Source organism: Streptomyces sp. NPDC048718, from assembly GCF_043198875.1.
Classification (GTDB): Bacteria; Actinomycetota; Actinomycetes; order Streptomycetales; family Streptomycetaceae; genus Streptomyces.
The window spans coordinates 121,479-147,919 of the sequence record NZ_JBICVG010000010.1; the positions used below are offsets into that span (position 1 = coordinate 121,479).

The following is a 26,441-nucleotide window of genomic DNA, read 5'->3' on the forward strand; positions in this document are numbered from 1 at the left end:
CATGGAACTCCACGACGTCTGGTTCGTACTCATCGCCGTCCTCTGGATCGGCTACTTCTTCCTGGAGGGATTCGACTTCGGAGTAGGCATCCTCACCAAGCTGCTCGCCCGGGACCGGACCGAGAAGCGCGTCCTCATCAACACCATCGGACCCGTCTGGGACGGCAACGAGGTGTGGCTGCTCACCGCGGGCGGTGCGACCTTCGCCGCCTTCCCCGAGTGGTACGCCACGCTCTTCTCCGGCTTCTATCTGCCGCTGCTGATCATCCTGCTCTGTCTGATCGTGCGCGGTGTCGCCTTCGAGTACCGGGCCAAGCGGTCCGGGGAGAAGTGGCAGCGCAACTGGGAGCACGCCCTCTTCTGGACCTCCCTCGTCCCCGCGTTCCTGTGGGGTGTGGCCTTCGGCAACATCGTCCGGGGCGTGAAGATCGACCAGGACTTCGAGTACGTCGGCAACTTCTGGGATCTGCTCAACCCGTACGCGATCCTCGGCGGCCTGGTCACGCTCACCCTCTTCACCTTCCACGGTGCGGTGTTCACGGCGCTCAAGACGGTCGGCGACATCCGTGGCCGGGCCCGGGCGCTCGCGCTCAAGCTGGGGATCGTCACGGCGCTGCTCGCGCTCGCCTTCCTCATCTGGACCCAGCTGAACCACGGTGACGGCTGGAGCCTCGCCGCGATGCTGGTCGCCGTGGTGGCGCTGGTCGGCGCGATCGGGGCCAACCAGATCGGACGCGAGGGATGGGCGTTCATGCTCTCCGGCGTCACGATCGTCGCGGCGGTGGCCATGCTGTTCCTGACGCTGTTCCCGAACGTCATGCCGTCCACGCTCAACGAGGCGTGGAGCCTGACGGTGACCAACGCGTCGTCCAGCCCGTACACGCTCAAGATCATGACGTGGTGCGCGGCCATCGCGACGCCCCTGGTGCTGCTCTACCAGAGCTGGACCTACTGGGTGTTCCGCAAGCGGATCGGCACACAGCACATCGCCGACGCCGCGCACTGACCCTCTCTCCGCCCGGCCGGCCCCCGCAGGGCCGGCCCTCTCCGGGGCGATGTTTCACGTGAAACATCGCCCCCGGGGAAGGATGTTTCACGTGAAACCGATCGATCCGCGTCTGCTCCGTCATGCTCGGGCGACCCGCTTCTTCCTGCTGGCGGTGGTCGGACTCGGCCTCGTGGGGGCGGTACTGATCGTCGCCCAGGCGATGCTGATCGCCGACGTTGTGGTGGGGGCCTTCCAGAAGGGTCTGCCGGTCTCCGGTCTCACCACGCCGCTGGTGCTGCTGGCCGTCGTGGCGGTGGGGCGGGGGCTGGTCTCCTGGCTCACCGAGCTGGCCGCCCACCGGGCCAGCGCGGCGGTCAAGTCCGAACTGCGCGGCCGGCTTCTCCAGCAGGCCGCGGCGCTCGGGCCCGGCTGGCTCGGCGGGCAGAAGGCCGGCTCGCTGGCCGCGCTCGCCACCCGGGGCGTGGACGCGCTCGACGACTACTTCGCCCGCTATCTGCCCCAGCTGGGGCTCGCGGTCGTGGTGCCGGTGGCGGTGCTCGCCCGGATCGTCACCGAGGACTGGATCTCGGCGGCCATCATCGTGGTGACCCTGCCGCTCATCCCGCTCTTCATGATCCTCATCGGCTGGTACACCCAGGCCCGGATGGACCGTCAGTGGAAGCTGCTGTCCCGGCTCTCGGGGCACTTCCTCGACGTGGTGGCCGGTCTGCCGACGCTCAAGGTGTTCGGCCGTGCCAAGGCGCAGGCCGAGAACATCCGGAAGATCACCGCCGAGTACCGGCGGGCGACTATGCGGACGCTGCGGATCGCCTTTCTCTCCTCCTTCGCCCTGGAACTGCTCGCGACGCTGTCGGTCGCGCTGGTCGCGGTCGGCACCGGTATGCGGCTGGTGCACGGCACTCTCGATCTCACGACCGGACTCGTCATCCTGATCCTGGCGCCCGAGGCGTATCTGCCGCTGCGGCAGGTGGGTGCGCAGTTCCACGCGGCGGCGGAGGGACTGGCCGCCGCCGAGGAGATCTTCGAGGTCCTGGAACAGCCGCTGCCCGCCGGCGGTACGGGGACGGTGCCCGCGTCGTTGCGTCTGGAAATCGACCGGGTGACGGTACGGCACCCCGGCCGCACCACGGCCTCGCCCGCCGCCGCCTCGCTCACCGTCGAACCCGGCGAGACCGTGGCCCTCGTCGGACCGAGCGGCTCCGGCAAGTCGACCCTGCTCGACGTGGTGCTCGGCTTCACCCGCCCGGAGGAGGGCGGCACGGTACGAGTCGGAGGCGCCGACCTCGCCTCGCTGGACCTGGAGGAGTGGCGCTCGCGGATCGCGTGGGTGCCACAGCGCCCGCATCTCTTCGCCGGGACCATCGCGGAGAACGTCCGGCTGGCCCGGCCGGAGGCCTCCGACGCGGCGGTCCGGCAGGCGCTGCGCGATGCCGGCGCGGACGGGTTCGTCACCGATCTGCCGGAGGGTGCCGACACCCTGCTCGGTGAGGACGGTGCGGGTCTCTCCGCCGGTCAGCGCCAGCGGCTCGCGCTGGCCCGGGCGTTCCTCGCGGACCGGCCCCTGCTGCTTCTCGACGAGCCGACCGCCGCCCTCGACGGGGACACCGAGGCCGGTGTCGTCGACGCCGTCCGCCGGCTCGCGGTCGGCCGTACGGTGCTGCTGGTCGTGCACCGGCCGGCGCTGCTCGCGGTCGCGGACCGGGTGGTGCGGATCGGCGCGGCCGAGGAGTTCGGTGCGCCCGAGGGGGCCGTGCGCGATGCGGTGGCCGGTGGCGCGAGGAGCGCGCTGCCCGTGGCTGCCGACCCCAGGGGAGCGGGTACCGCTCCGGCCGCTCCCGCGGCTGTGGAGTCCCGGCAGTCCGCGTCCTCCCTGGACACCGGCCTCATGGGCACCGGCTCCACCGGCACCGGCTCTCTGGGCTCCGGCCCCATGGACGCCGGCGCCGTGGGCCGGGCGCCGTCCGCGCGGCGGGTGTTCGGCCGGGTGCGGGCGATGGCCGGCGGGCTTCGGGGCCGGGTCGCGCTCGCGCTGCTGCTGGGCAGCCTGGCGCTCGGTTCGGCCGTGGGCCTCATGGCGGTGTCCGGGTGGCTCATCTCCCGGGCGTCCGAACAGCCGCCCGTGCTCTATCTGATGGTCGCCGTGACCGCGACCCGCGCTTTCGGTATCGGGCGCGCCGTGTTCCGTTACGCCGAGCGTCTCGTCTCGCACGACGCCGTCCTGCGGATGCTCGCCGATCTGCGGGTCGCCGTCTTCCGCCGGCTGGAGCGGATCGCGCCCGCCGGACTGCGCCGCACCCGGCGCGGCGATCTGCTGGCCCGGCTGGTGCACGACGTCGACGCGCTCCAGGACTACTGGCTGCGCTGGCTCCTCCCGGCCGGGGCCGCGCTGGTCGTCGGCGCCGGATCGGTCGCCTTCACCGCCTGGCTGCTGCCCGAGGCCGGCGCGGTCCTCGCCGCCGGACTGCTGCTCGCCGGCGTCGCCGTACCGCTGACCGGCGCCGCGCTCGCCCGGCGCGCGGAACGGCGGCTCGCCCCCGCGCGCGGCACGCTCACCACCACCGTGGTCGACCTGCTGCGCGGCTGCGCCGAACTCACCGTCGCCGGGGCCCTGAAAGGCCGCGTCGAACGGGCCGCCGCGGCCGACCGTACCCTCACCGCCATCGCCTCCCGGCAGTCCGCCGCCACCGCGCTGAGCGCCGGTCTGTCCGCCCTGGTCTGCGGCCTCACCGTGGCCGGTGCCGCGCTCGTCGGCGTCCAGGCGGTGCGGGACGGCCGGCTCGACGGCGTCGCGCTCGCCGTGGTCGTCCTCACCCCGCTCGCCGCGTTCGAGGCCGTCACCGGACTGCCCCTCGCCCTCCAGTACCGCCAGCGCGTGCGGCGCAGCGCCGAGCGGGTCCTCGCCGTGCTCGACGCCCCGGTCCCCGTTCCCGAGCCGGCCGCACCCGCGGCTGCCCCAGCGAGTCCGTTCCCGCTGGAACTGGACGGGCTCACGGCGCGGTACGCCGGAGCGGACCGGCCCGCGCTGGACGGCTTCGGGCTGCGCCTCGAGGCCGGGCACCGGGTGGCCGTGGTCGGCGCGTCCGGCTCCGGCAAGACGACCCTCGCCCAGGTGCTGCTGCGCTTCCTGGACACCGAGTCCGGTGCGTACCGGATCGGCGGCGTCCCCGCCCGGGACCTCGACGGCGACGACGTCCGCCGCTTCGTCGGCCTGTGCGCTCAGGACGCCCACCTCTTCGACAGCACGCTGCGCGAGAACCTGCGGCTCGCCCGGACCGGGGCGAGCGACGGCGAACTGCGCGAGGCGCTGCGCCGCGCCCGGCTCCTGGACTGGGTGGACACCCTGCCCGACGGGCTCGACACGCTCGTCGGCGAGCACGGTTCACGGCTCTCGGGCGGCCAGCGGCAGCGCCTCGCGCTCGCCCGGGCACTGCTCGCCGACTTCCCCGTCCTCGTCCTCGACGAGCCGGCCGAGCATCTGGATCTGGCCACCGCCGACGCGCTCACCGACGATCTGCTGCGGGCCACCGAGGGACGCACCACCGTCCTCATCACCCACCGGCTGCACGGACTCGACGCCGTCGACGAGGTGATCGTCCTCGACCGGGGCCGGATCGCGCAGCGCGGGCCGTACGCGGACCTGGCGGCGGCCGACGGGCCGCTGCGGCGGATGCGGGAGCGGGAGCGGGCGAGCGATCGGCTGCTCGCGACCGGGGCCGCCGCGACCGACGCCGACGCCGCCGCTACCTTCGTACCGGGGACCGCGCCGGACGACCGGTCCGCGTCCCCGGCCCCCGCGCGGTCCGCACAGCCGACTGCCGCCGCCCCATAGGAAGCGAGAGGCCCACGGTCATGACCGCCGCGCCCGAGGTACCGGACCCGCTCGACGCCGCGACCCAGGCGACCCGGGGTCTGCGCGGTCTGTCGACCGAACTGACCGCGCGCGTGCCGCTGCTCCTGGAGGCGATGCGTTCCGTCGGCGCCGGCCTCGAACCGCACACCACCCTCGACCGGATCTGCGAGACGGCGGCGGCGCTCGCCGGTGCCCGGTACGCGGCCATCGGCGTCGTCGACGAGGAGCGCGACGGCCTGTCCGACTTCGTCACCTACGGCGTCGGCGAGGACGTCGCGCGCCGGATCGGCCACCGGCCCGACGGGCACGCCGGGCTGCTCGGCGCGCTTATCCGTGATCCGCAGACGATCCGGCTCGCCGATGTGGCGGCCGATCCGCGTTCGGCCGGGTTCCCCCCGGGCCATCCGCCGATGCGGACCTTCCTCGGTGTCCCGATCAAGGTGCAGGGCGAGATCTTCGGCAATCTCTATCTCGCCGAGAAGAACGACGGCGGCGAGTTCAACGACTACGACGTCCACATGGTCCGGGTGCTCGCCACCGAGGCCGGGATCGCCATCGGCAACGCGCGGCTGTACGAGGCCGCCCGGCAGCGCGAGCGCTGGATCGACGGCTCCGTCGCCGTCACCACCGCCCTGCTCTCCGGCGGGGACGCCGACGACGCGCTCACGGTCGTCGCCGAGCAGGCCCGGCGGCTCGCCGACGCCGGCGCGGGCATCGTGCTGCTGCCGGCCGAGGAGGGCGGTCTGGAGGTCGTCGCCGTCTCCACCGACCAGGCGAGCCGGACGCTCGGCCTGGTGATCCCGGCCGAGAGTCCGGTGACGGAGAGTCTGCTGGAGGGCGAGGCGGTGTTCCTCGACGACGCCGCCGGCGACCCCCGGATGGCCACCCCGCTCGCGGCGGAGTACGGGCCCGCGATGATGCTGCCGCTGCAGAGCGGCGGCCGGGTGCTCGGGGCGCTCGCGGTGCCGAGGGCCCGGGGCGCGCGGCCGTTCACGGAGGCGGAGCGGACCCTGGCCGCCCAGTTCGCCTCGCAGGCGGCACTCGCGCTGATGATGGCCGAGGCCCAGCGGGACCGGGAACGGCTCGCCGTCTACGAGGACCGCGACCGGATCGCCCGCGATCTGCACGACCTGGTCATCCAGCGGCTGTTCGCCACCGGGATGATGCTGGAGAGCGCCCAGCGCAAGTCGATCGTGCCCGCCGTGCGGGACGGGGTCGGCAAGGCGGTCGACGAGCTGGACGTGACCATCCAGGAGATCCGTACGGCGATCTTCGCGCTCCAGCAGGGGCCGGCGGAGGCGCCCTCGGGGCTGCGCACCCGGGTCCTGCGGGAGATCAACACGGCGGCCGTGCCGCTCGGTTTCAAGCCCGCGCACCGCTTCCTCGGCGCGATCGACGCGACCGTCGGCGAACTGACCGGCAAGAACCTCATCGCCGCGCTGCGCGAGGCGTTGTCGAACGCCTTCCGGCACGCGGAGGCGTCCCGGATCGAGGTGGTCCTGGACGCCACGGTCACGCTGGCGGACGGCACCCCGGGGGTCCGGCTGTCGGTGGCCGACGACGGGATCGGGATCCCGTCCGGGGGCCGGCGCAGCGGGCTGCGCAATCTGGCCCGGCGCGCCGAGTCGCTCGGCGGCGCGAGCTGGTGCGACCCGGGCATCGGCGAGGACGGGGCCGGGACGACGGTGGTGTGGCAGGCGCCGCTCTGACCTGGGTTCCCGGGGCGTTGCCCGGAGGCGGGGACGGCGGGACGGCAGGCAGGACGGCGGGGCGATGTGGCGTGGTGCGGTGCCGGCGTGATTGCGGTGCGGTGCCGGTGTGGCGCGGGCCTGGAGGCGGGCCCGGGCCGGGTGGTCCGGGGCCGGAGGCAGGGCTGGGGCCCGTGCCGGGCCCGGGGGATCAGCGGGCGTGGACGGATTCGGCGACGAGGCGCTCGATGACCAGGGCCACGCCGTCCTCGTTGTTGCCCGCGGTGACGCCGGTGGCGGCGGCGACGGCGTCGGGGTGGGCGTTGCCCATGGCGTAGGAACTCCCCGCCCAGCCGAGCATTTCGATGTCGTTGGGCATGTCGCCGAAGGCCACGACCTCCTCGGGCGTGATCCCGCGCTCGGCGCAGCACCGGGCGAGAGTGGAGGCCTTGGAGACGCCGAGGCCGCTGATCTCCAGGAGCGCGGTGGGGCTGGAGCGGGTGAAGGAGGCGAGCGCGCCGGCGGCCTCGCGAGCGGTGCCGAGGAAGGCGTCGGGGTCGAGGTCCGGGTGCTGGGCGAGCAGCTTGAGGACGGGGTCGCCGGTGCCGGGGGCGTCCTCGAACAGGAGCTTCTCGGCGTCGGCGACGGTGGCACCCGGGTCGAGGAAGAACGGCGGGTAGTCCGGCTCGTAGTGGATGCCGGTCGTCATCTCGACGGCGAAGGTGGTGCCGGGGACGGTGGTCCGCAGGGCCTTGACGATGTCCAGGGCGGTGGGCCGCATCAACGGGCGCACGTCCAGAAACGTTTTTCCACGGTGGAGGTCGACCACCGCGGCGCCGTTGGCGCAGATGGCGAGACCGTGACCGTGGACGTGATCGCTGACGACATCCATCCAGCGGGCCGGGCGGCCGGTGACGAAGAAGACCTCGATACCCGCCCGCTCGGCGGCCGCGAGGGCCGCGACGGTGCGCTCCGAGACGGTCTTGTCGTCCCGCAGCAGAGTGCCGTCGAGATCGGTGGCGATCAGGCGGACGGACCGGTTCTCGGGGTGCGCGGAGTCAGATGGAGTCACCGCTTCATTGTTCCGCACAACGCGCACGTGCGTGCGGAAGCCCGCACATTTGAGTGCGGGAGCGGGCCGGAGCCCGGCGGTTTCCGGCCAGTCGGCACCCTGGGGGACAAGGGGCGGGTGCCGACGGGTCGGGGGCCGTGCGCCGGGGCGGTCGGTCAGCCGAGCTGCGCGAGGGCCTCGGTGGCGATCTGCTCGAAAACGTCCTGGTCGGCGGCGAAGATGGAGTCGGCGACCGGCCAGTGGATCACGATCTCGGTGAAGCCCAGCTCCTGGTGACGGCCGGCGAAGTCGACGAAGGCGTCGAGGGACTCCAGGGGCGCGTTCCGGTCCGGGGTGAAGCCGTGGAGAAGGATCCTGTCCATTTCCGAGACGTCCCGGCCGACCTCGGCGCAGGCCTTTTCCAGCTTCTCGCCCTGGATGGCGAGCGCTTCCCGCGACTGCTCGGGGGTGCCGTTCTCGTACAGCTTCGGGTCGCCGGTCGTCAGCCACGCCTGACCGTGGCGGGCGGCGAGCAGCAGCCCGCGCGGGCCGGTCGCGGCGACCGCGAACGGCAGCCGGGGGCGCTGGGCGCAGCCGGGGATGTTGCGGGCCTCGTGGGCCGAGTAGAACGTGCCCGGCTCGGTCACCGCGTCCTCGGTGAGCAGCCGGTCGAGCAGCGGGACGAACTCGGCGAGGCGGTCCGCCCGCTCCCTCGGCGTCCAGGGCTCCTGGCCGAGCGCGGTGGCGTCGAAGCCGTTGCCGCCCGCGCCGATGCCGAGGGTGATCCGGCCGCCGGAGATGTCGTCGAGCGTGATCAGTTCCTTGGCGAGGGTCACCGGGTGCCGGAAGTTCGGCGAGGTGACCATGGTGCCCAGGCGCAGCCGGTCCGTCGCGGTCGCGGCGGCGGTGAGGGTCGGCAGCGCGCCGAACCAGGGGCCGTCGCGGAAGGTCCGCCAGGACAGGTGGTCATAGGTGTACGCGGCGTGGAATCCGAGCTCCTCGGCCCGCTGCCAGACGGCGCGGCCCCCCTCGGCCCATCGTCGGGTGGGGAGGATCAGGGTGCTCAGGCGCAGGTTCATGCGTCGAGCCTACGTCGGGCGCGTCGGGAGTGCGGCGGGACCACGTCGGGGCTCCCGGGAAGGGCGGTCGCCGGGGCGAGGGGACCCCGCCGCGAGCGGCGCGGGCGCCCATCAGCTCTCGCGGTACCGCGCGAAGACGCGGGCGCGCTCCTGCTCCCAGGTCCAGTCCGCGGACGTCCGGTGGAACGGGGCGCCGATCGCCAGCTCGAAGAACTGGCCGGCGGGCCGGCCGGTCGTCTTGAGGACCACGAGGGCGGAGAGCATGGGCGCGGTCCCCTCGCTGTCCTGGCGGCAGGCGTCGGCGAGGAGATGGCTGATGACCGGGCCGCGGAAGTGGACCCGGTGGCCCTCGGCCTGCAGCTCTTCGCTGAGGGACTTGTACGAGCCGACGCGGCCTTCCCGCGCCCAGCGCCGGAGGATGTTCACCGCCTCGGCCAGTGCTTCCTGGTACTTCTCGTCGCCTTGCTTCACCTGAACCCCCCACGTTCACAGCGGAGTTGCACGGTATCCCGTGACGGTCGACGACTGGATCACTATCGCTTTATTGCTTCCCGGGCGCCGTAGTGTCCGGCTGGTCGTCGCGGGCCCGGGGCGTCGGGATCAGCCTGAGAAGCGGATGTACCGCGGGGGCACGGCGGCGGTGAGCCAGACGCCGTTCGCGCTGACATGGAAGACGTGGCCGCCTTGGTGCATCGCCCCGGCGTCGACGGCGAGGACCACGGGGCGGCCTCGGCGGGCGCCGACCCGGGTGGCGGTCTCGCGGTCTCGGGAGAGGTGCACATGGTGGCGGGCCATGGAGCGCAGGCCCTCTTCCCGGATCGCGGGCAGCCGGGCGGCGATCGTGCCGTGGTAGAGGTACGCGGGCGGCTCGGCGGGCGGCAGGTCCAGGTCGACCGGGATGGTGTGGCCCTGGGCGGCGCGGATACGGGTGCCTTCGACGGTGAAGCGCTTCTTGTCGTTGGCGGCGACCACATGGTCGAGTTCGGCGCGGGTGATCGGGAAGCCGTGCGCGGCGGCGGCGCGCAGGAGCGTGTCGATCTCGGTCCAGCCGTGTGGGTCGAGGGCGATTCCGATGCGGTCGGGTTGGTGGCGCAGATGCTTCGAAAGGTATTTCGAGACTCTCACCACGCGTTTCTCGTCCTTCACGAATTCATTGAATCCCCAGGTTTGATCCACAGGCAAGTTGTTTTATCCACAGGCTAGTTGGCGATTCTGTGGACAACCCGGCCGCATTTTCAGTCTATTTGGGGGATTTCATTACTCTTTGCCCGAGTTGAGGTGAGTGCATCCAAGGTCCGTGTCTGGACTTCCCGTTCGGCGGCGGCCGTGATGAACGCCGACACGTTCCGCTCACCAACGAGCTCCCGTACGGCCCGGATCGTCTCGGCGGGCAGGGTCACCGCACGCGGTTCGCGACCGCCGGGCACCGGGGCGTCCGGGGAGAGGTGGAACTGGAGGTGGGCGGTGGCGAACAGACGCATCGCGCGCGCCAGTTCGGCGTCCACGGTCTGCTGGGCGAGCGGCCGCAGCCGCCGGACCAGGGTCGCGGCCTCGGTCGCGTCCGCGTCCGTCGGTGGACGGTGCTCCAGATAGCGGGCGAAGACGTGCTCGCTCGTGAACTCCAGGAAACGGGCGGCGATGTGCTCGACCTGGCCGCGAAGTTCCCGCAGATGCCCGGTGATCGCACCGAGCGGCACCCCCGCGGCGTACAACTCGGCGGCCACCGCCAGCTCCTGGGGGCTCGGAACCAGGTACTCCTCGTTCTCCCTGCCCGTGACGCGCTCCAGGACACCCAGCTCGATGGCCTCCTGGACCGCGTCCTCGTCCGGCTCGCCGCCGAACCGCGCGTCCAGCTCGGCGCGCGAGATCCGGTCGGCTTCCTCGTCCGTCCACGGCCCGTCGACCTCGGCGACCAGCCCGAGGACCCCGCCCAGACCGCGTCCGGCGTCCCACGCCTCCAGGAGTTCCTTGATGGAGGCGAGGGTGTAGCCGCGGTCGAGCAGGTCCGCGATCTGCCGGAGCCGGGCGAGATGGGTCTCGCCGTAGACGTTCGACCGGCCGCGGCGCTCGGGACGGGGCAGCAGGCCCCGGTCCTGGTAGGCGCGGATGGTGCGCACGGTGGCCCCGCTGCGATGGGCCAGATCCTCGATCCGGTACTCCGGGGGTACCGACTGCTCCGACACATCCGCTCCCACCGACCGATCCTTCCACCCGATGGTACGGCCCGCCCCCGGACCTCCGTACGGACGTACGGACGGCTTGCCGGGGCGGGGCTCCGCGCCACCGGCTCCGCGCCACCGGCTCCGCGCCGCCGGGGCTACGCCGGCGGCTGCCAGCGCGCGAACGCCCGCAGCACCCCCGGCGAGAGCCGGGACAGCGCGTGCGCGCCCCGCGCCTCGGGGGTCACCGGCACCACGGCCCGGTCGTGCAGCACCGCGCCCAGGATCGCGTCCGCGACCTTCTCCGGCGGGTAGTTGCGCAGCCCGTACAGCCGCGACGCGTTCTTCTGGCGCCGCTTCTCCTCCGCCGCGTCCGTCACGCCCGCGAACCGGGCGGTGGAGGTGATGGCGGTGTTCACGATGCCGGGGCAGATGGCCGACACCCCGATGCCCCGCTCGGCGAGCTCGGCCCGCAGGCACTCGCTCAGCATCAGTACCGCCGCCTTCGAGGTGCTGTACGCGGGCAGCGCCCGGGACGGCTGGAAGGCCGCGGCGGACGCCGTGTTGACGATGTGGCCGCCCTGTCCGCGCTCGGCCATCCGCTCCCCGAAGAACCGGCAGCCGTGGATCACGCCCCACAGGTTGACGTCGAGGACCCGCTGCCACTCCTCGCTCGTGGTGTCGAAGAAGGAGCCGGTCAGCCCGATGCCCGCGTTGTTGACGAGCACGTCGACCACGCCGTACTCCTCGGTCACCCGCGCGGCCAGCTTCTCCATCGCCTGCTCGTCGGCCACGTCGACGGTCTCGCCCCAGGCCGCGGGCGCCCCGATGAGCCGGGACATCTCGGCCGTACGGGCCGCGCCCTCGGTGTCCCGGTCGACCGCGATCACCCGCGCGCCCGCCTCGGCGAAGGCGAACGCGGTGGCCCGGCCGATGCCGCTCGCGGCACCGGTCACCAGGACCAGCTGGCCGCCGAACCGCTCCGCGTACGCGGGCCGGGTCCGGCTCTTCACCGCCGGTTTCGGGGCCGCTGTCGCCGGTTCCTCGTGCCGGTCGACGAACTCGGTGATCCAGGCGGCCAGTTGGTCGGGCCGGGTGCGCGGCACCCAGTGCTTGACCGGCAGGGTGCGCCGGGTCAGGTCCGGCACCCAGTCGCCCAGGTCGTCGTAGAGCCGCTCGGAGAGGAACGCGTCACCGGTCGGCGTGATGAGCTGGACGGGCGCGTGGGCGTACGCGTCGGGACGCGGGCGGGTGAGCCGGGAGCGCACGTTGTCGCGGTAGAGCCAGGCGCCGTTGGCCGCGTCCGACCGCAGCGACGCGGTCGGGTAGCCGCCGGCCGGGATGCCCTCCATCCGCTCCAGGAGCGCCGGCCAGTGCTTGCCGAGCGGTCCGCGCCAGGCCAGTTCGGGCAGCTTCGGGGTGTGCAGCGCGTACACGTACCAGGACTTGGCGCCCTGGCCGAGCAGCTGGCCCAGCCGGCGCGGGGTGGGCCGGGCCATCCGCTTCTTGATCCAGTGCCCGAAGTGGTCGAGCGAAGGACCGGACATCGAGGTGAAGGACGCGATCCGGCCCTCGGTCCGCGCCACCGTCACGAACTCCCAGGACTGCACCGAACCCCAGTCGTGACCGACCAGATGGACCGGCCGGTCCGGGCTGACCGCGTCCGCGACGGCCAGGAAGTCGTCCGTCAGCTTCTCCAGGGTGAAGCCGCCGCGCAGCGGGCGCGGCGCCGTCGAACGGCCGTGGCCCCGGACGTCGTACAGCACCACATGGAAGCGCTCGGCGAGCCTCGGCGCGACCTCGGACCACACCTCCTTGGAGTCCGGGAAGCCGTGGACGAGCAGGACCGTCGGCCGGCTCGCGTCGCCCAGCTCCGCCACGCACAGCTCGATCCCGCCCGTACGGACCAGGCGCTCGCGCGCCCCGCTCAGCCCGGTGTCGGCCGCCATCGAACCTCCCCTTCCCGTTCCTCGTCCGCTGTCGTCACTCATGTCGCTCGCATCGTCCGTATCGTCGGCGTGGCTCGCATCGCCGAAGTCCCTCATGCCGCCGCCTCGTTCCAGCGGCGTACGTGCGGCAGGTCGTCGTCCAGCCAGAACGCGCTCTCCTCGGGATCCCGGGAGTCGGTGACCACCAGGATCTCCTCGAACTTCGCGCCCGTGCCCCGGAATCCGAGGTGCGGCTCGACGGCCCACAGGCCCGGCTTGGGCGGGTGGTCGGAGAATTTGTACGGCGACCACAGCGGCGACCAGCCGTCCCGGTGGCCGTGCAGCGCGTCGCTCGCCAGGCCCTTCAGGGACTGGGTGCCGAAGCCGAACAGCGTGGGCGCCCAGCGGCGTTCGCGCACCCGGTCGACCTTGTGGGCGATGACGCCGAAGGGATAGGCGCGGTGCCGGTTCTCGTACCCCTGGCGGACCATGAGGCGGTCCACGTCCTCGTAGATCTCCCGCAGGGGGCGGCGCTCGCGCACCTCGCGGAGGATCAGGGTGCGGTGCTCCTCCAGATCGGCGAGCAGCTTGTCGTGGAGGGGGTCGAGCCCGAGGCAGCCGGAGTAGCCGATGTCCGCCGTGTAACCCCGGTACACCGGGGCCATGTCGAGGATGAACGGCATCCCCGCCTCCAGGCGGCGGTCGGTGGGGAAGAACTGGAGCGGGATCTTGAAGCCGGCGAAGGCCGTGCGGTCGCCGAACCAGGCGAACGGCCGGTGGAACCAGTCCTTCACCCCGCGCTCGTACAGCCACTCGCGCTGCATCCGCGCCGCCTCGCGCTCGGTCACCCCCGGCTTCAGCTGGGCCGCGACCGCCTCCGCGCACGCGTACGCGAGCCGCTGTGTCTCCCTGAACCCCCGCAGCTCAGCGTCGAGTTCACGCGCCGCCACCGTGCCCGTGCCCGTCCCCGACCCCGGCCTCGTGCCCGTGCTGCCCGCCGTACCCGTCGATGCCATGCCACCACCCCGCCCGTCCCGCTCAGCGCCGGCTGCGCTACGTAGCCGTAACTTGACACTGATGAATGTGACAATGGTCGGCGGCTGCGTCAAGGGGTGTGCGCGAGCCTGTGGACAACGGAGCCGTGGCTGGACGGGGGGCCGGCTCGCCCGCCCCGTCCGGCCCCGGTCCCGGCCGAGATCCGCCGTACACCCCCCGGGACCTGTCCCTCCTCAGCCCGCCGGACGGCCCCTAAGGCCCCGTACACCTGGAGACGGAGACGGATCGGACCGCTGGTCTGACGACGGCCGTGACGCACGCCACTACCGTCGATTGCGTGACTGTGATCGCGACCGAAAGCCTCAGCAAGCGGTTCCCCCGGGTGACCGCTCTCGACCGGCTCTCCCTGGACATCGGGCCCGGTGTGACCGGACTGGTGGGCGCCAACGGAGCCGGCAAGTCCACGATGATCAAGATCCTGCTCGGTCTGTCCCCGGCCACGGAGGGCCGCGCCGAAGTCCTCGGGCTCGACGTCGCCACCGAGGGCGGCCGGATCCGCGAGCAGGTCGGCTACATGCCGGAACACGACTGCCTGCCCCCCGACGTCTCGGCCACCGAGTTCGTCGTCCACATGGCGCGGATGTCGGGCCTGCCCGCGACCGCCGCCCGCGAGCGGACCGCCGACACCCTGCGCCACGTCGGTCTGTACGAGGAGCGCTACCGCCCGATGGGCGGCTACTCGACCGGCATGAAGCAGCGGGTGAAGCTGGCCCAGGCCCTCGTGCACGACCCGCGCCTCGTGCTGCTCGACGAGCCGACCAACGGCCTCGACCCGGTCGGCCGCGACGAGATGCTCGGACTGATCCGGCGGGTGTGGACGGACTTCGGGATCTCGGTCCTCGTCACCTCGCACCTGCTCGGCGAACTGGAGAGGACCTGCGACCACGTCGTCGTCATCGACGGCGGCCGGCTCCTGCGCTCCAGTTCCACCAGCGACTTCACCCGCACCACCGCCACCCTCGCGGTCGAGGTCACCGACTCCGACGCGCACCCGGACGGCACGGAGGCCCTGCGCGCCGCGCTCACCGCCGCCGGAGTCACCCTCCACGCGGGCGTGGAGGACGGATTGCCGGGCGCGGGGCACATCCTGCTCCTGGAGGCGCCCGGCGAGGAGACGTACGACCTGGTCCGCGACACCGTCGCCGGCCTCGGGCTCGGTCTGGTCCGCATGGAACAGCGCCGCCACCACATCGCCGAGGTCTTCACCTCCGCCGACCAGGCCCAGGCCCAGGCCCAGGCCCAGGACCAGGTGCAGCTGCAGGCTCAGTCGCAGCCGCACGCGCGGGCCCAGGATCACGCGCAGCCGCACGGGCAGGACCCGCAGAACCAGAAGGAGGTGCCGACGCGATGACGACATCCCCGATGTCCTCCGCTCCCGGACCCGCCCCGGCGGGCGCGCCCGGAGGCTCCGGCCCCGAGGCCACCCGTATCCACAACATCGGATACCGCGGCTACGACGGCCCCCGCCTCGGCCGCGCCGCCGCCCGCCAGGCGCTGTTCTCGCAGTCGCTGCGCGGCGCGTACGGACTGGGCCGCAGCGCCAAGTCCAAGGTGCTGCCGATGCTGCTGTCCGCCGTGATGTGCGTGCCCGCGCTGATCGTCGTGGCGGTCGCGGTGTTCACCAAGTCGTCGAAGCTGGCCATCGATTACACCCAGTACGCGGTGTTCCTCCAGATGGTCATCGGCATCTTCGTGGCCGCCCAGGCCCCGCAGTCCGTCTCCCGCGATCTGCGGTTCCGTACCGTGCCGCTGTACTTCGCCCGCCCGATCGAGCGCGTCGACTACGTCCTCGCCAAGTTCGGCGCGATGGCCTCGGCGCTGTTCGTCCTCACCGCCTCGCCTCTCCTGATCATGTGGATCGGATCGCTGCTCGCCAAGATGGACTTCGCCACGCAGACGAGGATGTTCGGCGAGGGCCTGGCGTCGGTGGCCCTGCTGTCGCTGCTCTTCGGCGGCATCGGCCTCGTCATGGCCGCCCTCACCCCGCGCCGCGGGTTCGGTGTCGCCGCCGTCATCGCCACGCTGGTGATCTCGTACGGAGCGGTTTCCACGCTCCAGGGCATCGCCTACGGCACCGACAACCCCGGCGCCATCCAGTGGATCGGCCTCTTCTCACCGATCACCCTCATCGACGGGGTGAACTCGGCCTTCCTGGGCGGGACCTCGGCGTTCCCCGGCGGTGACGCCGTGGCGCCGGGAGCCGGGGCCGGCGTGGTCTATCTGCTGGTCGTGCTCGCCCTGATCGCCGGTTCGTACGGGGTGCTGATGCGCCGCTACCGGAAGGTCGGCCTGTGACCGCCCCCGGCCCCCGCTCCCTCTTCAGCCCCGGTACCCGCTCCGGCTCCGGCCTCCGCCCCGGTGCCGGCCCCCGCCCCCTTCACCAGAACGGGCCGCGCTCATGAGCGTTCTCACCATCGACCATGTCTCCCGCTGGTTCGGCAACGTCGTGGCCGTCAACGACGTCACCATGACCATCGGCCCGGGTGTCACCGGCCTGCTCGGCCCCAACGGCGCCGGGAAGTCCACCCTCATCAACATGATGGGCGGCTTCCTCGCCCCCTCCGCCGGCAGCGTCACCCTCGACGGGGCGACGATCTGGCGCAACGAGTCCGTCTACCGCTCGATCGGCATCGTCCCCGAGCGGGAGGCCATGTACGACTTCCTCACCGGGCGCGAGTTCGTCGTCGCCAACGCCGAACTGCAGGGCCTCGGCGACGAGGAGGCGCGGCGGGCGCTGGCCACGGTGGAAATGGAATATGCCCAGGATCGCAAGATCTCCACGTACAGCAAGGGCATGCGGCAGCGCGTGAAGATGGCCTCGGCCCTCGTCCACGAGCCGTCCGTACTGCTGCTCGACGAGCCGTTCAACGGCATGGACCCGCGCCAGCGCATGCAGCTGATGGAGCTGCTGCGCCGGATGGGGGCCGAGGGCCGTACGGTCCTGTTCTCCTCGCACATCCTGGAGGAGGTCGAACAGCTCGCCTCGCACATCGAGGTGATCGTGGCCGGACGGCACGCCGCCTCCGGCGACTTCCGCCGTATCCGCCGGCTGATGACCGACCGGCCGCACCGCTATCTGGTGCGCTCCAGCGACGACCGGGCGCTGGCCGCCGCGCTGATCGCCGACCCGTCGACGGCCGGGATCGAGGTCGACCACGCGGACGGCGGGGGACTGCGGATCCAGGCCGTGGACTTCGGCCGGTTCACCGAACTGCTGCCGAAGGTCGCCCGCGAGCGCGGCATCCGGCTGCTGACGGTCTCGCCGTCGGACGAGTCCCTCGAATCCGTCTTCTCGTATCTCGTAGCGGCCTGAAAGGAGCCCGACTCCCATGTACAACCCCACTGTCGCCCGGCTCACCTACCGGGCCCTGCTCGGCCGCAGGCGGGCACTGATCCTCTTCGCGCTGCCCGCGATGCTGATCCTGATCGCCGCCGCGGTCCGGATGTTCAACGGTGCCGACGACCAGGTCGCCGCCGACGTCCTCGGCGGGTTCGCGCTCGCCACGATGGTGCCGCTGATCGGCGTGATCGCCGGAACCGGCGCGATCGGACCGGAGATCGACGACGGCTCGATCGTCTATCTGCTGGCCAAGCCGGTGAAGCGGCCGGTGATCGTCTTCACCAAGCTGATCGTCGCCATCGCCGTGACCATGGTCTTCTCGGCCCTGCCGACGTTCATCGCCGGGTACATCCTGAACGGCAACGGGCAGCAGGTCGCCGTCGCCTACACCGTCGCCGCTCTCGTCGCCTCCATCGCGTACAGCGCGCTCTTCCTGCTGCTCGGCACGGTCAGCCGGCACGCCGTCGTGATCGGTCTGGTCTACGCCCTGGTGTGGGAGGCCCTGTTCGGCTCGCTGATCGCGGGCGCCCGTACGCTCAGCGTCCAGCAGTGGGCGCTCGCGCTGGCCGAGAAGGTCACCGGGGACGGGCTCGTCAGCTCCGAGGTCGGACTGCCGACGGCCGTGGTGCTGCTGGCCGCCGTGACGGTCGTGGCGACCTGGTTCGCGGGGTACAAGCTGCGGACGATGAGCGTGGCGGGCGAGGAGTAGGCGTACGGAGCGTACGGACGTTTCCACACGCGCGTAGAAGTACGCGTAGCGGTACGCGTACGGGTCATGGGTCCGCGTCACGGGTCCACGCACGTGTACGGGTACGCGAACGGGCTCCGGGCGCCGTCTCCTTCGAAGAGGCGCGCCCGGAGCCCGTAGTGCTTCCCTCGCTTCAAGAGCCCTTCGGGACCAGGTTTCTTACGCTGTACGAGCCCGCTCTCACACCGTACGATCGCGGGCCGCGAGCAGCCCCACCACCAGCGCCGCCGCGCACACGCCGAGGACCGTGAGGATCGGCGCCGTCCAGGAGCCGGTCGCCTGGTGCAGGGTGCCGGCGGCCAGCGGGCCGAAGGCGGCGAGGAGGTAGCCGACGGTCTGGGCCATGCCGGAGAGCCGGGCGGCCGTCATCGCGTCGCCCGAGCGCAGCACGATCAGGGTGAGCGCGAGGCCCACCGCCCCGCCCTGGCCGATGCCGAGGGCGGCCGACCACAGCCAGGCACCCTCGACCGGGGCCACCATGAGGCCCACGTAGCCGGCCGCGACCATCGAGGTGACGAGCGCGATCAGCGGACGCTGGCCGCGCATCCGGCCGGCCAGCAGGGGGACGGCGAAGGCGCCCGCGACCTGGACCAGGTTGTTGAAGGCGAAGACGACACCGGCGGTCGACCGGTCCATGCCGTGGTCGGTGAAGATCGTCGGCATCCAGGCGATCAGCACATACGTCCACAGCGACTGGAAGCCCATGAACAGGGTCACCTGCCAGGCGAGCGGCGAGCGCCACACGGAGCGGCGCTCCAGGGCGTGCGCCACCGTCTCCGGAGCCACCGCCGGAGCCGTGCCCGCGCCCGTACTCGTCTGCGCGCCCGCACCCGTTCCCGCGCCCGTTCCCGCGCCCACGCGCGTGTGGGCCTGGAACGGTGCCCGGCGTATCAGGAGCTGGGGCAGCCAGGCGAGGGCCGCGACGCACGCGAGCACCGACCAGGAGGCCAGAGAGCCGCGCCAGCCGCCGAGGGCCCGCTCCAGCGGGACGGACGCGGCCGCGCCGAGGGTGGCGCCCGCGATCATCGCGCCCGTGTAGACGGAGGTCATGGCCGCGGCCCGGTCGGGGAAGTCCCGCTTGACCAGGCCGGGCATCAGGACGTTCAGCAGGGCTATCGCGGTGCCGACGAGGACACCGCCGCCGAAGAGCGCGGCCGTCGACGGCAGGACGCGGACGACGACGCCCGCGGCGAGCAGCAGCAGGGCCGTGAACAGCACCCGTTCGGCGCCGTAGCGCCGGCCGAGCCAGGGCGCGACGACGGCTCCGGCGCCCAGGAAGAGCACGGGCACCGAGGTCACCAGGGAGCCGGTCGCCGACGACAGCCCGTACTCCTGCGCCAGCTCGCTCACCAGCGGTGACACGCTCGACAGGGCGGCCCGCATATTGAGCGAGGCCAGCACGATGGCGAGGAGGAGCAGCGCCGGGTGGGCGAGCCGGGAGCGGCGCGGACCCGGTGCGGCGGTCGTCCCGGCGGTCGTCCCGGCTGCCGTCTCGATGGTCGTCTCGGTGGCGGACCGTATCGAGGACCGCTCGGCGGCCCCCGGACTCACGGCCGTCGTTCCGGAAGTCCCTTCCGTCACAGGGACACCTCCGGCCCTGCCGTATCGTCCGCGCCACCGACGCCACCGACGCCACCGACGCCGCCGTCGGCGGCGTTCGTACCGTCGTCGCCTCCGCCCGCCCCCGCGAGCAGCAGGTTCGTCTCCATCGGCAGCCGCAGCAGCTCGCGGGCGCCCGCCGACGCGGCCTCCGCGTCCCCCCGCTCGATGGCCACGACCACGGCCTCGTGCGCGTCGATGTCCACCGGCGGCATCGCGCGGTCGCCGAGGGCGCTGCTCAGCACCTCGTGCACCTGGGTGGAGAAGAAGCGGTACACCTCGCGGAAGGCCGTGTTGTGGGTGGCCTCGACGACCGCGAGGTGGAAGGCGAGGTCGGCGTCCGCGTCGCGGTCGCCCTCCTCGCGCAGGGTGGTCAGGGCCGCCCGCAGCCGCAGCAGGTCGTGGGTGTCGCGCCGGACCGCCGCGAGCCGGGCCGCCTCGGCCTCCAGGGCGGCGCGCAGTTCCAGGACGTCGCGCGCGCCCGCGCGCCGTACGCCGCCCAGGACGGCGGCCGGGTCGGCGGTGGACCTGACGAATGTGCCGTTGCCCTGCCGGGACTCCAGGAGTCCCGCGTGGACCAGCACGCGGACCGCCTCGCGGACGGTGTTGCGGCCGACCCCGAGGAGCTGCGCGAGTTCGTGTTCGGTGGGGATGCGGTCGCCGACCGCCCACTCGCCCTGGGCGAGCTGGGCGCGCAGCTGTCCGACCACCGAGTCCACCAGCGAGGTCCGTCCCGCCGCCTTCAATGCCATCGCCGTCCTCCGCGGTCCCTCGGCTTCGCTTCCCGCAGCCTTCATTCGCCCGGTTGCCCAGTCATCCTACAACTGCCATGCGCCGGGGTCCCGGGAGTGCCGGGAGCGTCGGGAGTGCGAGGAGCGGCGGAGCTACTGTGGGCACGTACGCGGACTCAACACCCTCATCACCCTCGGGAGTCAGTCATGTCAGACCGCTTCGACGTCGTCGTACTCGGAGCTGGCCCCGGCGGCTATGTCGCCGCCATCCGCGCCGCCCAGCTGGGCAAGCGGGTCGCGGTCGTCGAGGAGAAGTACTGGGGCGGTGTCTGCCTGAACGTCGGCTGCATCCCGACCAAGGCGCTGCTGCGCAACGCCGAGCTGGCCCACATCTTCACCCACGAGGCCAAGACCTTCGGCATCAAGGTCGACGGCACGGTCTCCTTCGACTACGGCGAGGCGTTCCGCCGCAGCCGCACGGTCGCGGACGGCCGCGTCAAGGGCGTCCACTACCTGATGAAGAAGAACGGCATCACGGAGTTCGACGGCCGGGGCACCTTCCTCGACGCGCACACCCTTCAGGTGGCGAAGGCCGACGGCACCACGCAGACGATCAGCTTCGACAACTGCGTCATCGCCACCGGCGCCTCCCCGAAGATGCTGCCCGGCACCGCCCGCAGCGAGCGCGTCGTCTCCTACGAGGAGCAGATCCTCGCCGAGGACGCCCCGCAGTCGATCATCATCGCCGGTGCCGGCGCGATCGGCATCGAGTTCGCGTACGTGCTGAACAGCTACGGCACCAAGGTCACCATCGTCGAGTTCCTCGACCGGGTCGCCCCGCTGGAGGACGAGGAGGTGTCCAAGGAGCTGGCGAAGCAGTACCGCAAGCTCGGCATCGACGTCCTCACCTCCACCCGGGTCGAGGCCATCGACGAGTCCGGCCCGCAGGTCCGCGTCACCGTCACCGGCAAGGACGGCGCGCAGAAGGTGCTGGAGGCCGACAAGGTCCTCCAGGCCATCGGCTTCGCCCCGAACATCACCGGCTACGGCCTGGAGAACACCGGTGTCGCCCTCACCGAGCGCGGTGCGATCGACGTCGACGGCCGCTGCCGCACCTCCGTGCCGCACATCTACGCCATCGGCGACGTGACCGCGAAGCTGATGCTCGCGCACACCGCCGAGTCCATGGGTGTCATCGCCGCCGAGACCCTCGCCGACGCCGAGACGATGGAGCTCGACTACGCGATGATCCCGCGCGCGACCTACTGCCAGCCGCAGATCGCCAGCTTCGGCTACACCGAGAAGCAGGCGCGCGAGCGGGGCTACGACGTCAAGGTCGCCAAGTTCCCGTTCACCGCGAACGGAAAGTCGCACGGCCTCGGCGACCCGACCGGCTTTGTGAAGATCATCGCCGACGCCAAGTACGGCGAGATCATCGGCGCCCACCTGATCGGCCCGGACGTCACCGAGCTGCTGCCCGAGCTGACCCTGGCCCAGCAGTGGGACCTGACGGTCCACGAGGTCGCGCGCAACGTGCACGCCCACCCGACCCTGGGTGAGGCCGTCAAGGAAGCGATCCACGGCCTCGCCGGCCACATGATCAACTTCTGATCCGGCCGGTCCCGACACGTCGGGACTCGCTCGATGAGCCGGTGCTCGTCCCCATGAGCCGGGGTTCCGCCCGGCTCATGGAGGATTCTCGGCGATATACCGGTTTCGCTCACGGTTCACCCTCTTCGAGGTGATAGGCACGGAAACGTGCCGAGTGACAGCGACACCGACTCCCCCGTACCGGGTGGCGAACCGTCCCGACCGATGAGGTCGTGGGTGCGTTCGTCACCCGGTACGCATGTGTGGCTGGCGGTCGTCGCGCTCACCAGCCTTGTGATCGCGCTCGCCCCGGAATCGGTCGACCGCTATCTGATGCACCGCAACAGCAGCAATCTCTACGAGCTGGCCCGCCATCCGACGCGCGCGCTGCTCGGCAGCGCCTTCTGGATCGAGGACCCGGGAAGCCTGCCCCTCTACGTGGTGCTCTTCGAGATCCTGCACGCGCCCGTGGAGCGCTGGCTCGGCACGCTGAAATGGCTGGTCGTCGTCGTCACCGCGCATGCCGCCGCCACGCTCATCAGCCAGAAGGTGGTGCTGCAGTCGATCCAGGACCACGATGTGCCGCGCAGCATGGCGCATGTCGTGGACATCGGGGTCAGTTACGGACTCGCGGCCTCGGCCGGCCTTCTCACGTACCGGCTGCCGCGGCCGTGGCGCTGGTTCTATCTGGGCGGCGCGGTGGTGTTCTTCGCCGTGCCGCTGGTCACCAGCCACACGTACACCGATCTCGGGCACGCGGTCTCGCTGCTGATCGGGCTGGCCTTCTGGCCGCTGAGCAGGGAAAAACCGCTGGAGGGCGGCGGGGAGGGCGGCGCACACTAGAGGAACGGGAGCGGGGCGGCCGCTTCGAGCACGCGGCGGCGAACCGCGTGGGCCGCCCCGCTTCCGTATGTCCGGCCGAGTGACCGTGCGCCGGGGCCCGTGGGCGTACGCCGGGGCCTGTGGCCGTACGCCCGGTAGCCGGGCGTACGGCCTCGTCAGGCACCTCAGGCGTCGAGCAGACGCTCCAGGACGGCGGCGATGCCGTCCTCCTCGTTCGAGCCGGTCACCTCGTGGGACACGGCCTTCAGTTCCTGATGGGCGTTGGCCATGGCCACGCCGTGGGCCGCCCAGCCGAACATCGGTATGTCGTTGGGCATGTCGCCGAAGGCGATCGTGTCCGCGGACTTCATCCCCAGCCGGCGCGCGGCCAGCGACAGACCGGTCGCCTTGCTGAGCCCGAGCGGCACGATCTCCACGATGTCGGGACCGGCCAAAACGACATCGACAATGCCGCCGATGCCGCCGACGGCCTCGCGGGCGACCCGGGTCAGCTCGTCGTCGGTCAGCGTCGGGTGCTGGATGTAGAGCTTGGTCAGCGGCTTTGCCCACACGTCGGCAGGGTTCTCGAACGGGAGGTACGGCAGCGGCCCGTCCTGGTGCCGGTAGCCGGGTCCGACCAGGACCTCGCCGTCCAGACCGTCGCGGCTGGCGGCCAGGGCCAGCGGCCCGACCTCCGTCTCCAGCTTGGTCATGGCGGCCTGGGCGAGCCTCCGGTCCAGGGTCAGCGAGGTCAGCAGCCGGCGCTCGCCCGCGTGATAGACCTGCGCGCCCTGCCCGCACACCGCGATCCCCTCGTAGCCGAGGTCGTCGAGGATGGGGCGGGTCCAGTTGACGCCCCGGCCCGTCACGATGATGTGCGCCGCGCCGGCGGCAGCGGCCGCCTTGAGCGCCTCGCGCGTCCGGACCGAGACGGACTCGTCGGCACGCAGCAGTGTGCCGTCGAGGTCCGTCGCGACCAGACGGTAGGGGAAGGTGCTCACTTGGAGACCGGCTCCAGGACCTCACGGCCGCCGAGGTAGGGACGCAGCACCTCGGGCACGCGCACCGAGCCGTCGGGGAGCTGGTGGTTCTCCAGGATCGCCACGATGGTGCGCGGGACGGCGCACAGCGTGCCGTTCAGGGTGGCCAGCGGCTGTACGGCCTTCTTGCCCTCCTTCTCCTCGCGGAGACGGATGGACAGCCGGCGGGCCTGGAAGCTGTCGCAGTTGGAGGCGGAGGTCAGCTCGCGGTACTTGCCCTGGGTCGGGATCCACGCCTCGCAGTCGAACTTGCGCGAGGCGGAGGCGCCGAGGTCGCCGGTGGCGACGTCGATGACCTGGAAGGGCAGCTCCAGGGAGGTGAGCCACTGCTTCTCCCACTCCAGGAGACGGCGGTGCTCGGCCTCGGCGTCCTCCGGAGCGACGTACGAGAACATCTCGACCTTGTCGAACTGGTGGACGCGGAAGATGCCGCGGGTGTCCTTGCCGTACGTGCCGGCCTCGCGGCGGAAGCACGGCGAGAAGCCGGCGTAGCGCAGCGGCAGCTTGTCGGCCTCGATGATCTCGTCCATGTGGTACGCGGCGAGCGGCACCTCGGACGTACCGACCAGGTAGTAGTCGTCCTTCTCCAGGTGGTACACGTTCTCGGCGGCCTGGCCGAGGAAGCCGGTGCCCTCCATGGCGCGCGGGCGGACCAGCGCCGGGGTGAGCATCGGGATGAAGCCGGCCTCGGTGGCCTGGGCGATCGCCGCGTTGACGAGGGCCAGCTCCAGCAGGGCGCCGACACCGGTCAGGTAGTAGAAGCGCGAGCCGGAGACCTTGGCGCCGCGCTCGACGTCGATGGCACCCAGCGCCTCGCCGAGTTCCAGGTGGTCCTTGGGCTCGAAGCCCTCGGCGGCGAAGTCGCGGATCGTGCCGTGCGTCTCCAGGACGACGAAGTCCTCCTCGCCGCCGACGGGAACGTCGGTGTGGACGAGGTTGCCGATCCGGAGCAGCAGGGCGCGGGCCGTCTCGTCGGCCTCCTGCTGCTCGGCCTCGGCGGCCTTCACGTCGGTCTTCAGCTGCTCTGCCTTGCGCAGCAGCTCGGCCCGCTCCTCGGGAGTGGCCTTGGGAATGAGCTTGCCGAGCGCCTTCTGCTCGGAACGGAGCTCGTCGAAGCGGACGCCGGACGACCTGCGCCGCTCATCGGCGAAGAGCAGGGCGTCGACAAGGTCGACGTCCTCTCCACGGGCGCGCTGGGAGGCGCGAACACGGTCGGGGTCCTCACGGAGCAGGCGAAGGTCAATCACCCCACCAGGCTACCGGTGTGGCAGGGAGAGCCGCCCTCCATAAAAGAGAGTTCTGTGCCGTTTTGCCCGAATTGATTTCCTTTCTTTCCTTTCCTTGGGCGGAGTGACGGGGCACGGATTAGGCACGGGCACACGCCTTCCTCCCCACCTTCGCTTCACTTATCCACAGGCTGTGCGGAAAATCTGTGGACGGGGAGAGGAGGGGTGGCCGAGGGATTTTCCCGCCCTTTTCGCCCGGGGAAAGCGGCGACCTCGTGGAGATAGGGCGTCTCAACAGCGGCGATACCGGGCGATGGGGGCAAAGGGAGAGCCGGAACGGGTTCCGGGCCGGCCGGGAAGGGGCGTCGGCGGCACTGTAAGCATGTCGACTTGTCCCCAGGTCGAGCTGTGGTCCTGTGGATAACTTGACGGAGCTGTGGGCGGGTACGACACAGCACGCTGCCGGGCCTCCCTTTTGCCGGGCCCGGCCATTCCGCATCTCATATGTCAGACGCAGGCGTTCCGGCGCAGGCCCGGGACCGGCGATCTCGGCTCAGGCCTGGCGGTCTCGGCTCAGGCCCGGCCGTCCTGTGCGCGGGCCAGCCAGTCGGAGGCCTCCGTGAATTCGGTGTCCGAGGTGCCGCGCCGCAGCGGCGACAGTTCCCCGGCCGAGACTCCCGCCCTCGGGTACGAGCCGAGGAAGCGCACCTTCCGGCACGAGCGCTTCAGCCCCATCAGGGCTTCTCCGACCCGGCGGTCGGAAATATGCCCCTCGGCGTCGACGGCGAAGCAGTAGTTGCCGATGCCCGCACCCGTCGGACGGGACTGAATGAGCATCAGGTTGACCCCGCGCACCGCGAATTCCTGGAGGAGTTCGAGCAGGGCGCCGGGGTGGTCGTCGTGCGGCCACAGCACCACCGAGGTCTTGTCGGCGCCCGTCGGCGCCGACGGCCGGGCCGGCCGGCCCACGAGCACGAAGCGGGTCTCCGCGTTCTCGGCGTCGTGGATCTCGGTGACCAGGGCCTCCAGGCCGTACGTCGCCGCCGCGAACTCGCCCGCGAAAGCCGCGTCGAACCGGCCCTCCCGCACCAGCCGGGCCCCGTCGGCGTTGGAGGCGGCCGACTCCCACACCGCGTCCGGCAGATGGGCCCGCAGCCAGTTCCGCACCTGCGGTTGGGCGACCGGGTGCCCCGTGACCGTCTTGATGTCCGCGAGCGTGGTCCCGGGCCGTACGAGCAGCGCGAACGCGATCGGCAGCAGCACCTCGCGGTAGATCGTCAGCGGCTCGCCGGACGCCAGCTCGTCCAGGGTCGTGGTCACCCCGCCCTCGACCGAGTTCTCGATCGGGACGAGCGCCGCGGCCGCCTCGCCGTTGCGTACGGCGTCCAGTGCGGCCGGCACCGAGACCATCGGGACGAGCTCCCGCGTCGCGGCCTCGGGCAGCGTACGCAACGCGGCCTCCGTGAACGTGCCTTCGGGGCCGAGATACGTATACCGGGTGGCTGACATAGGGGTCACCCTAATG

Annotated in this window: 21 protein-coding genes; 9 read left to right on the forward strand and 12 right to left on the reverse strand. The window is 71.9% G+C overall.

The annotated features are described in order from the left end of the window. Position 1 precedes the first annotated feature (1 nt). The 3 genes from cydB to ACGFRB_RS20545 all read left to right on the forward strand — a co-directional run bounded on the left by cydB (position 2) and on the right by ACGFRB_RS20545 (position 6,568). Positions 2-1,006: a cytochrome d ubiquinol oxidase subunit II gene (gene cydB / locus ACGFRB_RS20535; protein ID WP_363003502.1), complete on the forward strand. Its 1,005-nt coding sequence runs from the start codon at positions 2-4 to the stop codon at positions 1,004-1,006. A 91-nt stretch (positions 1,007-1,097) separates the two neighbouring features. After that, a complete protein-coding gene (cydD, locus tag ACGFRB_RS20540) occupies positions 1,098-4,838 on the forward strand; it encodes a thiol reductant ABC exporter subunit CydD (protein WP_393244755.1) in 3,741 nt (1,246 codons plus the stop codon). Positions 4,839-4,858: 20 nt separating this feature from the next. Continuing rightward, complete coding sequence (locus ACGFRB_RS20545) at positions 4,859-6,568, forward strand: GAF domain-containing sensor histidine kinase (RefSeq protein ID WP_393244757.1); 1,710 nt, start codon at positions 4,859-4,861, stop codon at positions 6,566-6,568. A 190-nt stretch (positions 6,569-6,758) separates the two neighbouring features. On the opposite strand, the gene ACGFRB_RS20550 is transcribed toward ACGFRB_RS20545, so the two are convergent. The 7 genes from ACGFRB_RS20550 to ACGFRB_RS20580 all read right to left on the reverse strand — a co-directional run bounded on the left by ACGFRB_RS20550 (position 6,759) and on the right by ACGFRB_RS20580 (position 13,780). Then, a complete protein-coding gene (locus ACGFRB_RS20550; RefSeq protein ID WP_393244759.1) occupies positions 6,759-7,619 on the reverse strand; it encodes a Cof-type HAD-IIB family hydrolase in 861 nt (286 codons plus the stop codon). 155 nt (positions 7,620-7,774) lie between these two features. Then, on the reverse strand, positions 7,775-8,677 hold the full coding sequence (locus ACGFRB_RS20555) for an LLM class flavin-dependent oxidoreductase (RefSeq protein ID WP_393244760.1): 903 nt from the start codon (positions 8,675-8,677) through the stop codon (positions 7,775-7,777). A 111-nt stretch (positions 8,678-8,788) separates the two neighbouring features. Beyond that, positions 8,789-9,148 carry a hypothetical protein gene (locus ACGFRB_RS20560; RefSeq protein WP_393244762.1) on the reverse strand — a complete coding sequence of 120 codons (360 nt, stop codon included), beginning with the start codon at positions 9,146-9,148 and terminating at the stop codon, positions 8,789-8,791. Positions 9,149-9,277: 129 nt separating this feature from the next. Next, on the reverse strand, positions 9,278-9,823 hold the full coding sequence (locus tag ACGFRB_RS20565; RefSeq protein ID WP_393244764.1) for an RNA 2'-phosphotransferase: 546 nt from the start codon (positions 9,821-9,823) through the stop codon (positions 9,278-9,280). 89 nt (positions 9,824-9,912) lie between these two features. Next, positions 9,913-10,872 carry a MerR family transcriptional regulator gene (locus tag ACGFRB_RS20570; RefSeq protein WP_393244766.1) on the reverse strand — a complete coding sequence of 320 codons (960 nt, stop codon included), beginning with the start codon at positions 10,870-10,872 and terminating at the stop codon, positions 9,913-9,915. A 122-nt stretch (positions 10,873-10,994) separates the two neighbouring features. Further along, positions 10,995-12,785, reverse strand: coding sequence for an SDR family oxidoreductase (locus tag ACGFRB_RS20575; protein WP_393244768.1), 1,791 nt, complete (start codon positions 12,783-12,785; stop codon positions 10,995-10,997). Between the two features lie 92 nt (positions 12,786-12,877). Beyond that, complete coding sequence (locus tag ACGFRB_RS20580) at positions 12,878-13,780, reverse strand: M24 family metallopeptidase (RefSeq protein ID WP_393244770.1); 903 nt, start codon at positions 13,778-13,780, stop codon at positions 12,878-12,880. Positions 13,781-14,103: 323 nt separating this feature from the next. Between ACGFRB_RS20580 and ACGFRB_RS20585 the strand changes: the two genes are divergently transcribed. The 4 genes from ACGFRB_RS20585 to ACGFRB_RS20600 all read left to right on the forward strand — a co-directional run bounded on the left by ACGFRB_RS20585 (position 14,104) and on the right by ACGFRB_RS20600 (position 17,869). Beyond that, positions 14,104-15,171: an ABC transporter ATP-binding protein gene (locus ACGFRB_RS20585; RefSeq protein WP_393244929.1), complete on the forward strand. Its 1,068-nt coding sequence runs from the start codon at positions 14,104-14,106 to the stop codon at positions 15,169-15,171. Positions 15,172-15,182: 11 nt separating this feature from the next. Then, positions 15,183-16,115: an ABC transporter permease gene (locus tag ACGFRB_RS20590; protein ID WP_393244931.1), complete on the forward strand. Its 933-nt coding sequence runs from the start codon at positions 15,183-15,185 to the stop codon at positions 16,113-16,115. Between the two features lie 103 nt (positions 16,116-16,218). Further along, a complete protein-coding gene (locus ACGFRB_RS20595) occupies positions 16,219-17,133 on the forward strand; it encodes an ABC transporter ATP-binding protein (RefSeq protein WP_393244772.1) in 915 nt (304 codons plus the stop codon). A gap of 16 nt (positions 17,134-17,149) precedes the next feature. Further along, entirely contained in the window at positions 17,150-17,869 is a 720-nt protein-coding gene (locus ACGFRB_RS20600) for an ABC transporter permease subunit (protein WP_363003480.1), read from the forward strand. 219 nt (positions 17,870-18,088) lie between these two features. On the opposite strand, the gene ACGFRB_RS20605 is transcribed toward ACGFRB_RS20600, so the two are convergent. Both ACGFRB_RS20605 and ACGFRB_RS20610 read right to left on the reverse strand, forming a co-directional pair. Next, positions 18,089-19,405 carry a CynX/NimT family MFS transporter gene (locus tag ACGFRB_RS20605; RefSeq protein ID WP_393244933.1) on the reverse strand — a complete coding sequence of 439 codons (1,317 nt, stop codon included), beginning with the start codon at positions 19,403-19,405 and terminating at the stop codon, positions 18,089-18,091. Between the two features lie 80 nt (positions 19,406-19,485). Then, the gene (locus ACGFRB_RS20610) at positions 19,486-20,259 is read right to left on the reverse strand and encodes a FadR/GntR family transcriptional regulator (protein ID WP_393244774.1); all 774 of its coding nucleotides are present in this window, start codon (positions 20,257-20,259) and stop codon (positions 19,486-19,488) included. 186 nt (positions 20,260-20,445) lie between these two features. Between ACGFRB_RS20610 and lpdA the strand changes: the two genes are divergently transcribed. Both lpdA and ACGFRB_RS20620 read left to right on the forward strand, forming a co-directional pair. Further along, on the forward strand, positions 20,446-21,849 hold the full coding sequence (lpdA, locus tag ACGFRB_RS20615) for a dihydrolipoyl dehydrogenase (RefSeq protein WP_363003476.1): 1,404 nt from the start codon (positions 20,446-20,448) through the stop codon (positions 21,847-21,849). Between the two features lie 216 nt (positions 21,850-22,065). Then, the gene (locus ACGFRB_RS20620; RefSeq protein ID WP_363003474.1) at positions 22,066-22,671 is read left to right on the forward strand and encodes a rhomboid-like protein; all 606 of its coding nucleotides are present in this window, start codon (positions 22,066-22,068) and stop codon (positions 22,669-22,671) included. A gap of 164 nt (positions 22,672-22,835) precedes the next feature. On the opposite strand, the gene ACGFRB_RS20625 is transcribed toward ACGFRB_RS20620, so the two are convergent. The 3 genes from ACGFRB_RS20625 to pheA all read right to left on the reverse strand — a co-directional run bounded on the left by ACGFRB_RS20625 (position 22,836) and on the right by pheA (position 26,425). Then, entirely contained in the window at positions 22,836-23,651 is an 816-nt protein-coding gene (locus ACGFRB_RS20625) for an HAD family hydrolase (protein WP_393244776.1), read from the reverse strand. Further along, positions 23,648-24,937: a serine--tRNA ligase gene (gene serS, locus ACGFRB_RS20630; protein WP_363003470.1), complete on the reverse strand. Its 1,290-nt coding sequence runs from the start codon at positions 24,935-24,937 to the stop codon at positions 23,648-23,650. The genes ACGFRB_RS20625 and serS overlap by 4 nt, the downstream gene beginning before the upstream one ends. 552 nt (positions 24,938-25,489) lie before the next feature. Next, on the reverse strand, positions 25,490-26,425 hold the full coding sequence (gene pheA, locus ACGFRB_RS20635; RefSeq protein WP_363003468.1) for a prephenate dehydratase: 936 nt from the start codon (positions 26,423-26,425) through the stop codon (positions 25,490-25,492). Between the last annotated feature and the right edge of the window lie 16 nt (positions 26,426-26,441).

Coding starts and splice junctions, on each gene's coding strand:
- ACGFRB_RS20610 (WP_393244774.1), bottom strand. CDS start 20,259: ATGGCATTGAAGGCGGCGGGACGGACCTCGCTGGTGGACTCGGTGGTC.
- ACGFRB_RS20580 (WP_393244770.1), bottom strand. CDS start 13,780: ATGGCATCGACGGGTACGGCGGGCAGCACGGGCACGAGGCCGGGGTCG.
- ACGFRB_RS20575 (WP_393244768.1), bottom strand. CDS start 12,785: ATGGCGGCCGACACCGGGCTGAGCGGGGCGCGCGAGCGCCTGGTCCGT.
- ACGFRB_RS20545 (WP_393244757.1), top strand. CDS start 4,859: ATGACCGCCGCGCCCGAGGTACCGGACCCGCTCGACGCCGCGACCCAG.
- ACGFRB_RS20595 (WP_393244772.1), top strand. CDS start 16,219: ATGAGCGTTCTCACCATCGACCATGTCTCCCGCTGGTTCGGCAACGTC.
- cydB (WP_363003502.1), top strand. CDS start 2: ATGGAACTCCACGACGTCTGGTTCGTACTCATCGCCGTCCTCTGGATC.
- ACGFRB_RS20600 (WP_363003480.1), top strand. CDS start 17,150: ATGTACAACCCCACTGTCGCCCGGCTCACCTACCGGGCCCTGCTCGGC.
- ACGFRB_RS20590 (WP_393244931.1), top strand. CDS start 15,183: ATGTCCTCCGCTCCCGGACCCGCCCCGGCGGGCGCGCCCGGAGGCTCC.
- pheA (WP_363003468.1), bottom strand. CDS start 26,425: ATGTCAGCCACCCGGTATACGTATCTCGGCCCCGAAGGCACGTTCACG.
- ACGFRB_RS20555 (WP_393244760.1), bottom strand. CDS start 8,677: ATGAACCTGCGCCTGAGCACCCTGATCCTCCCCACCCGACGATGGGCC.
- lpdA (WP_363003476.1), top strand. CDS start 20,446: ATGTCAGACCGCTTCGACGTCGTCGTACTCGGAGCTGGCCCCGGCGGC.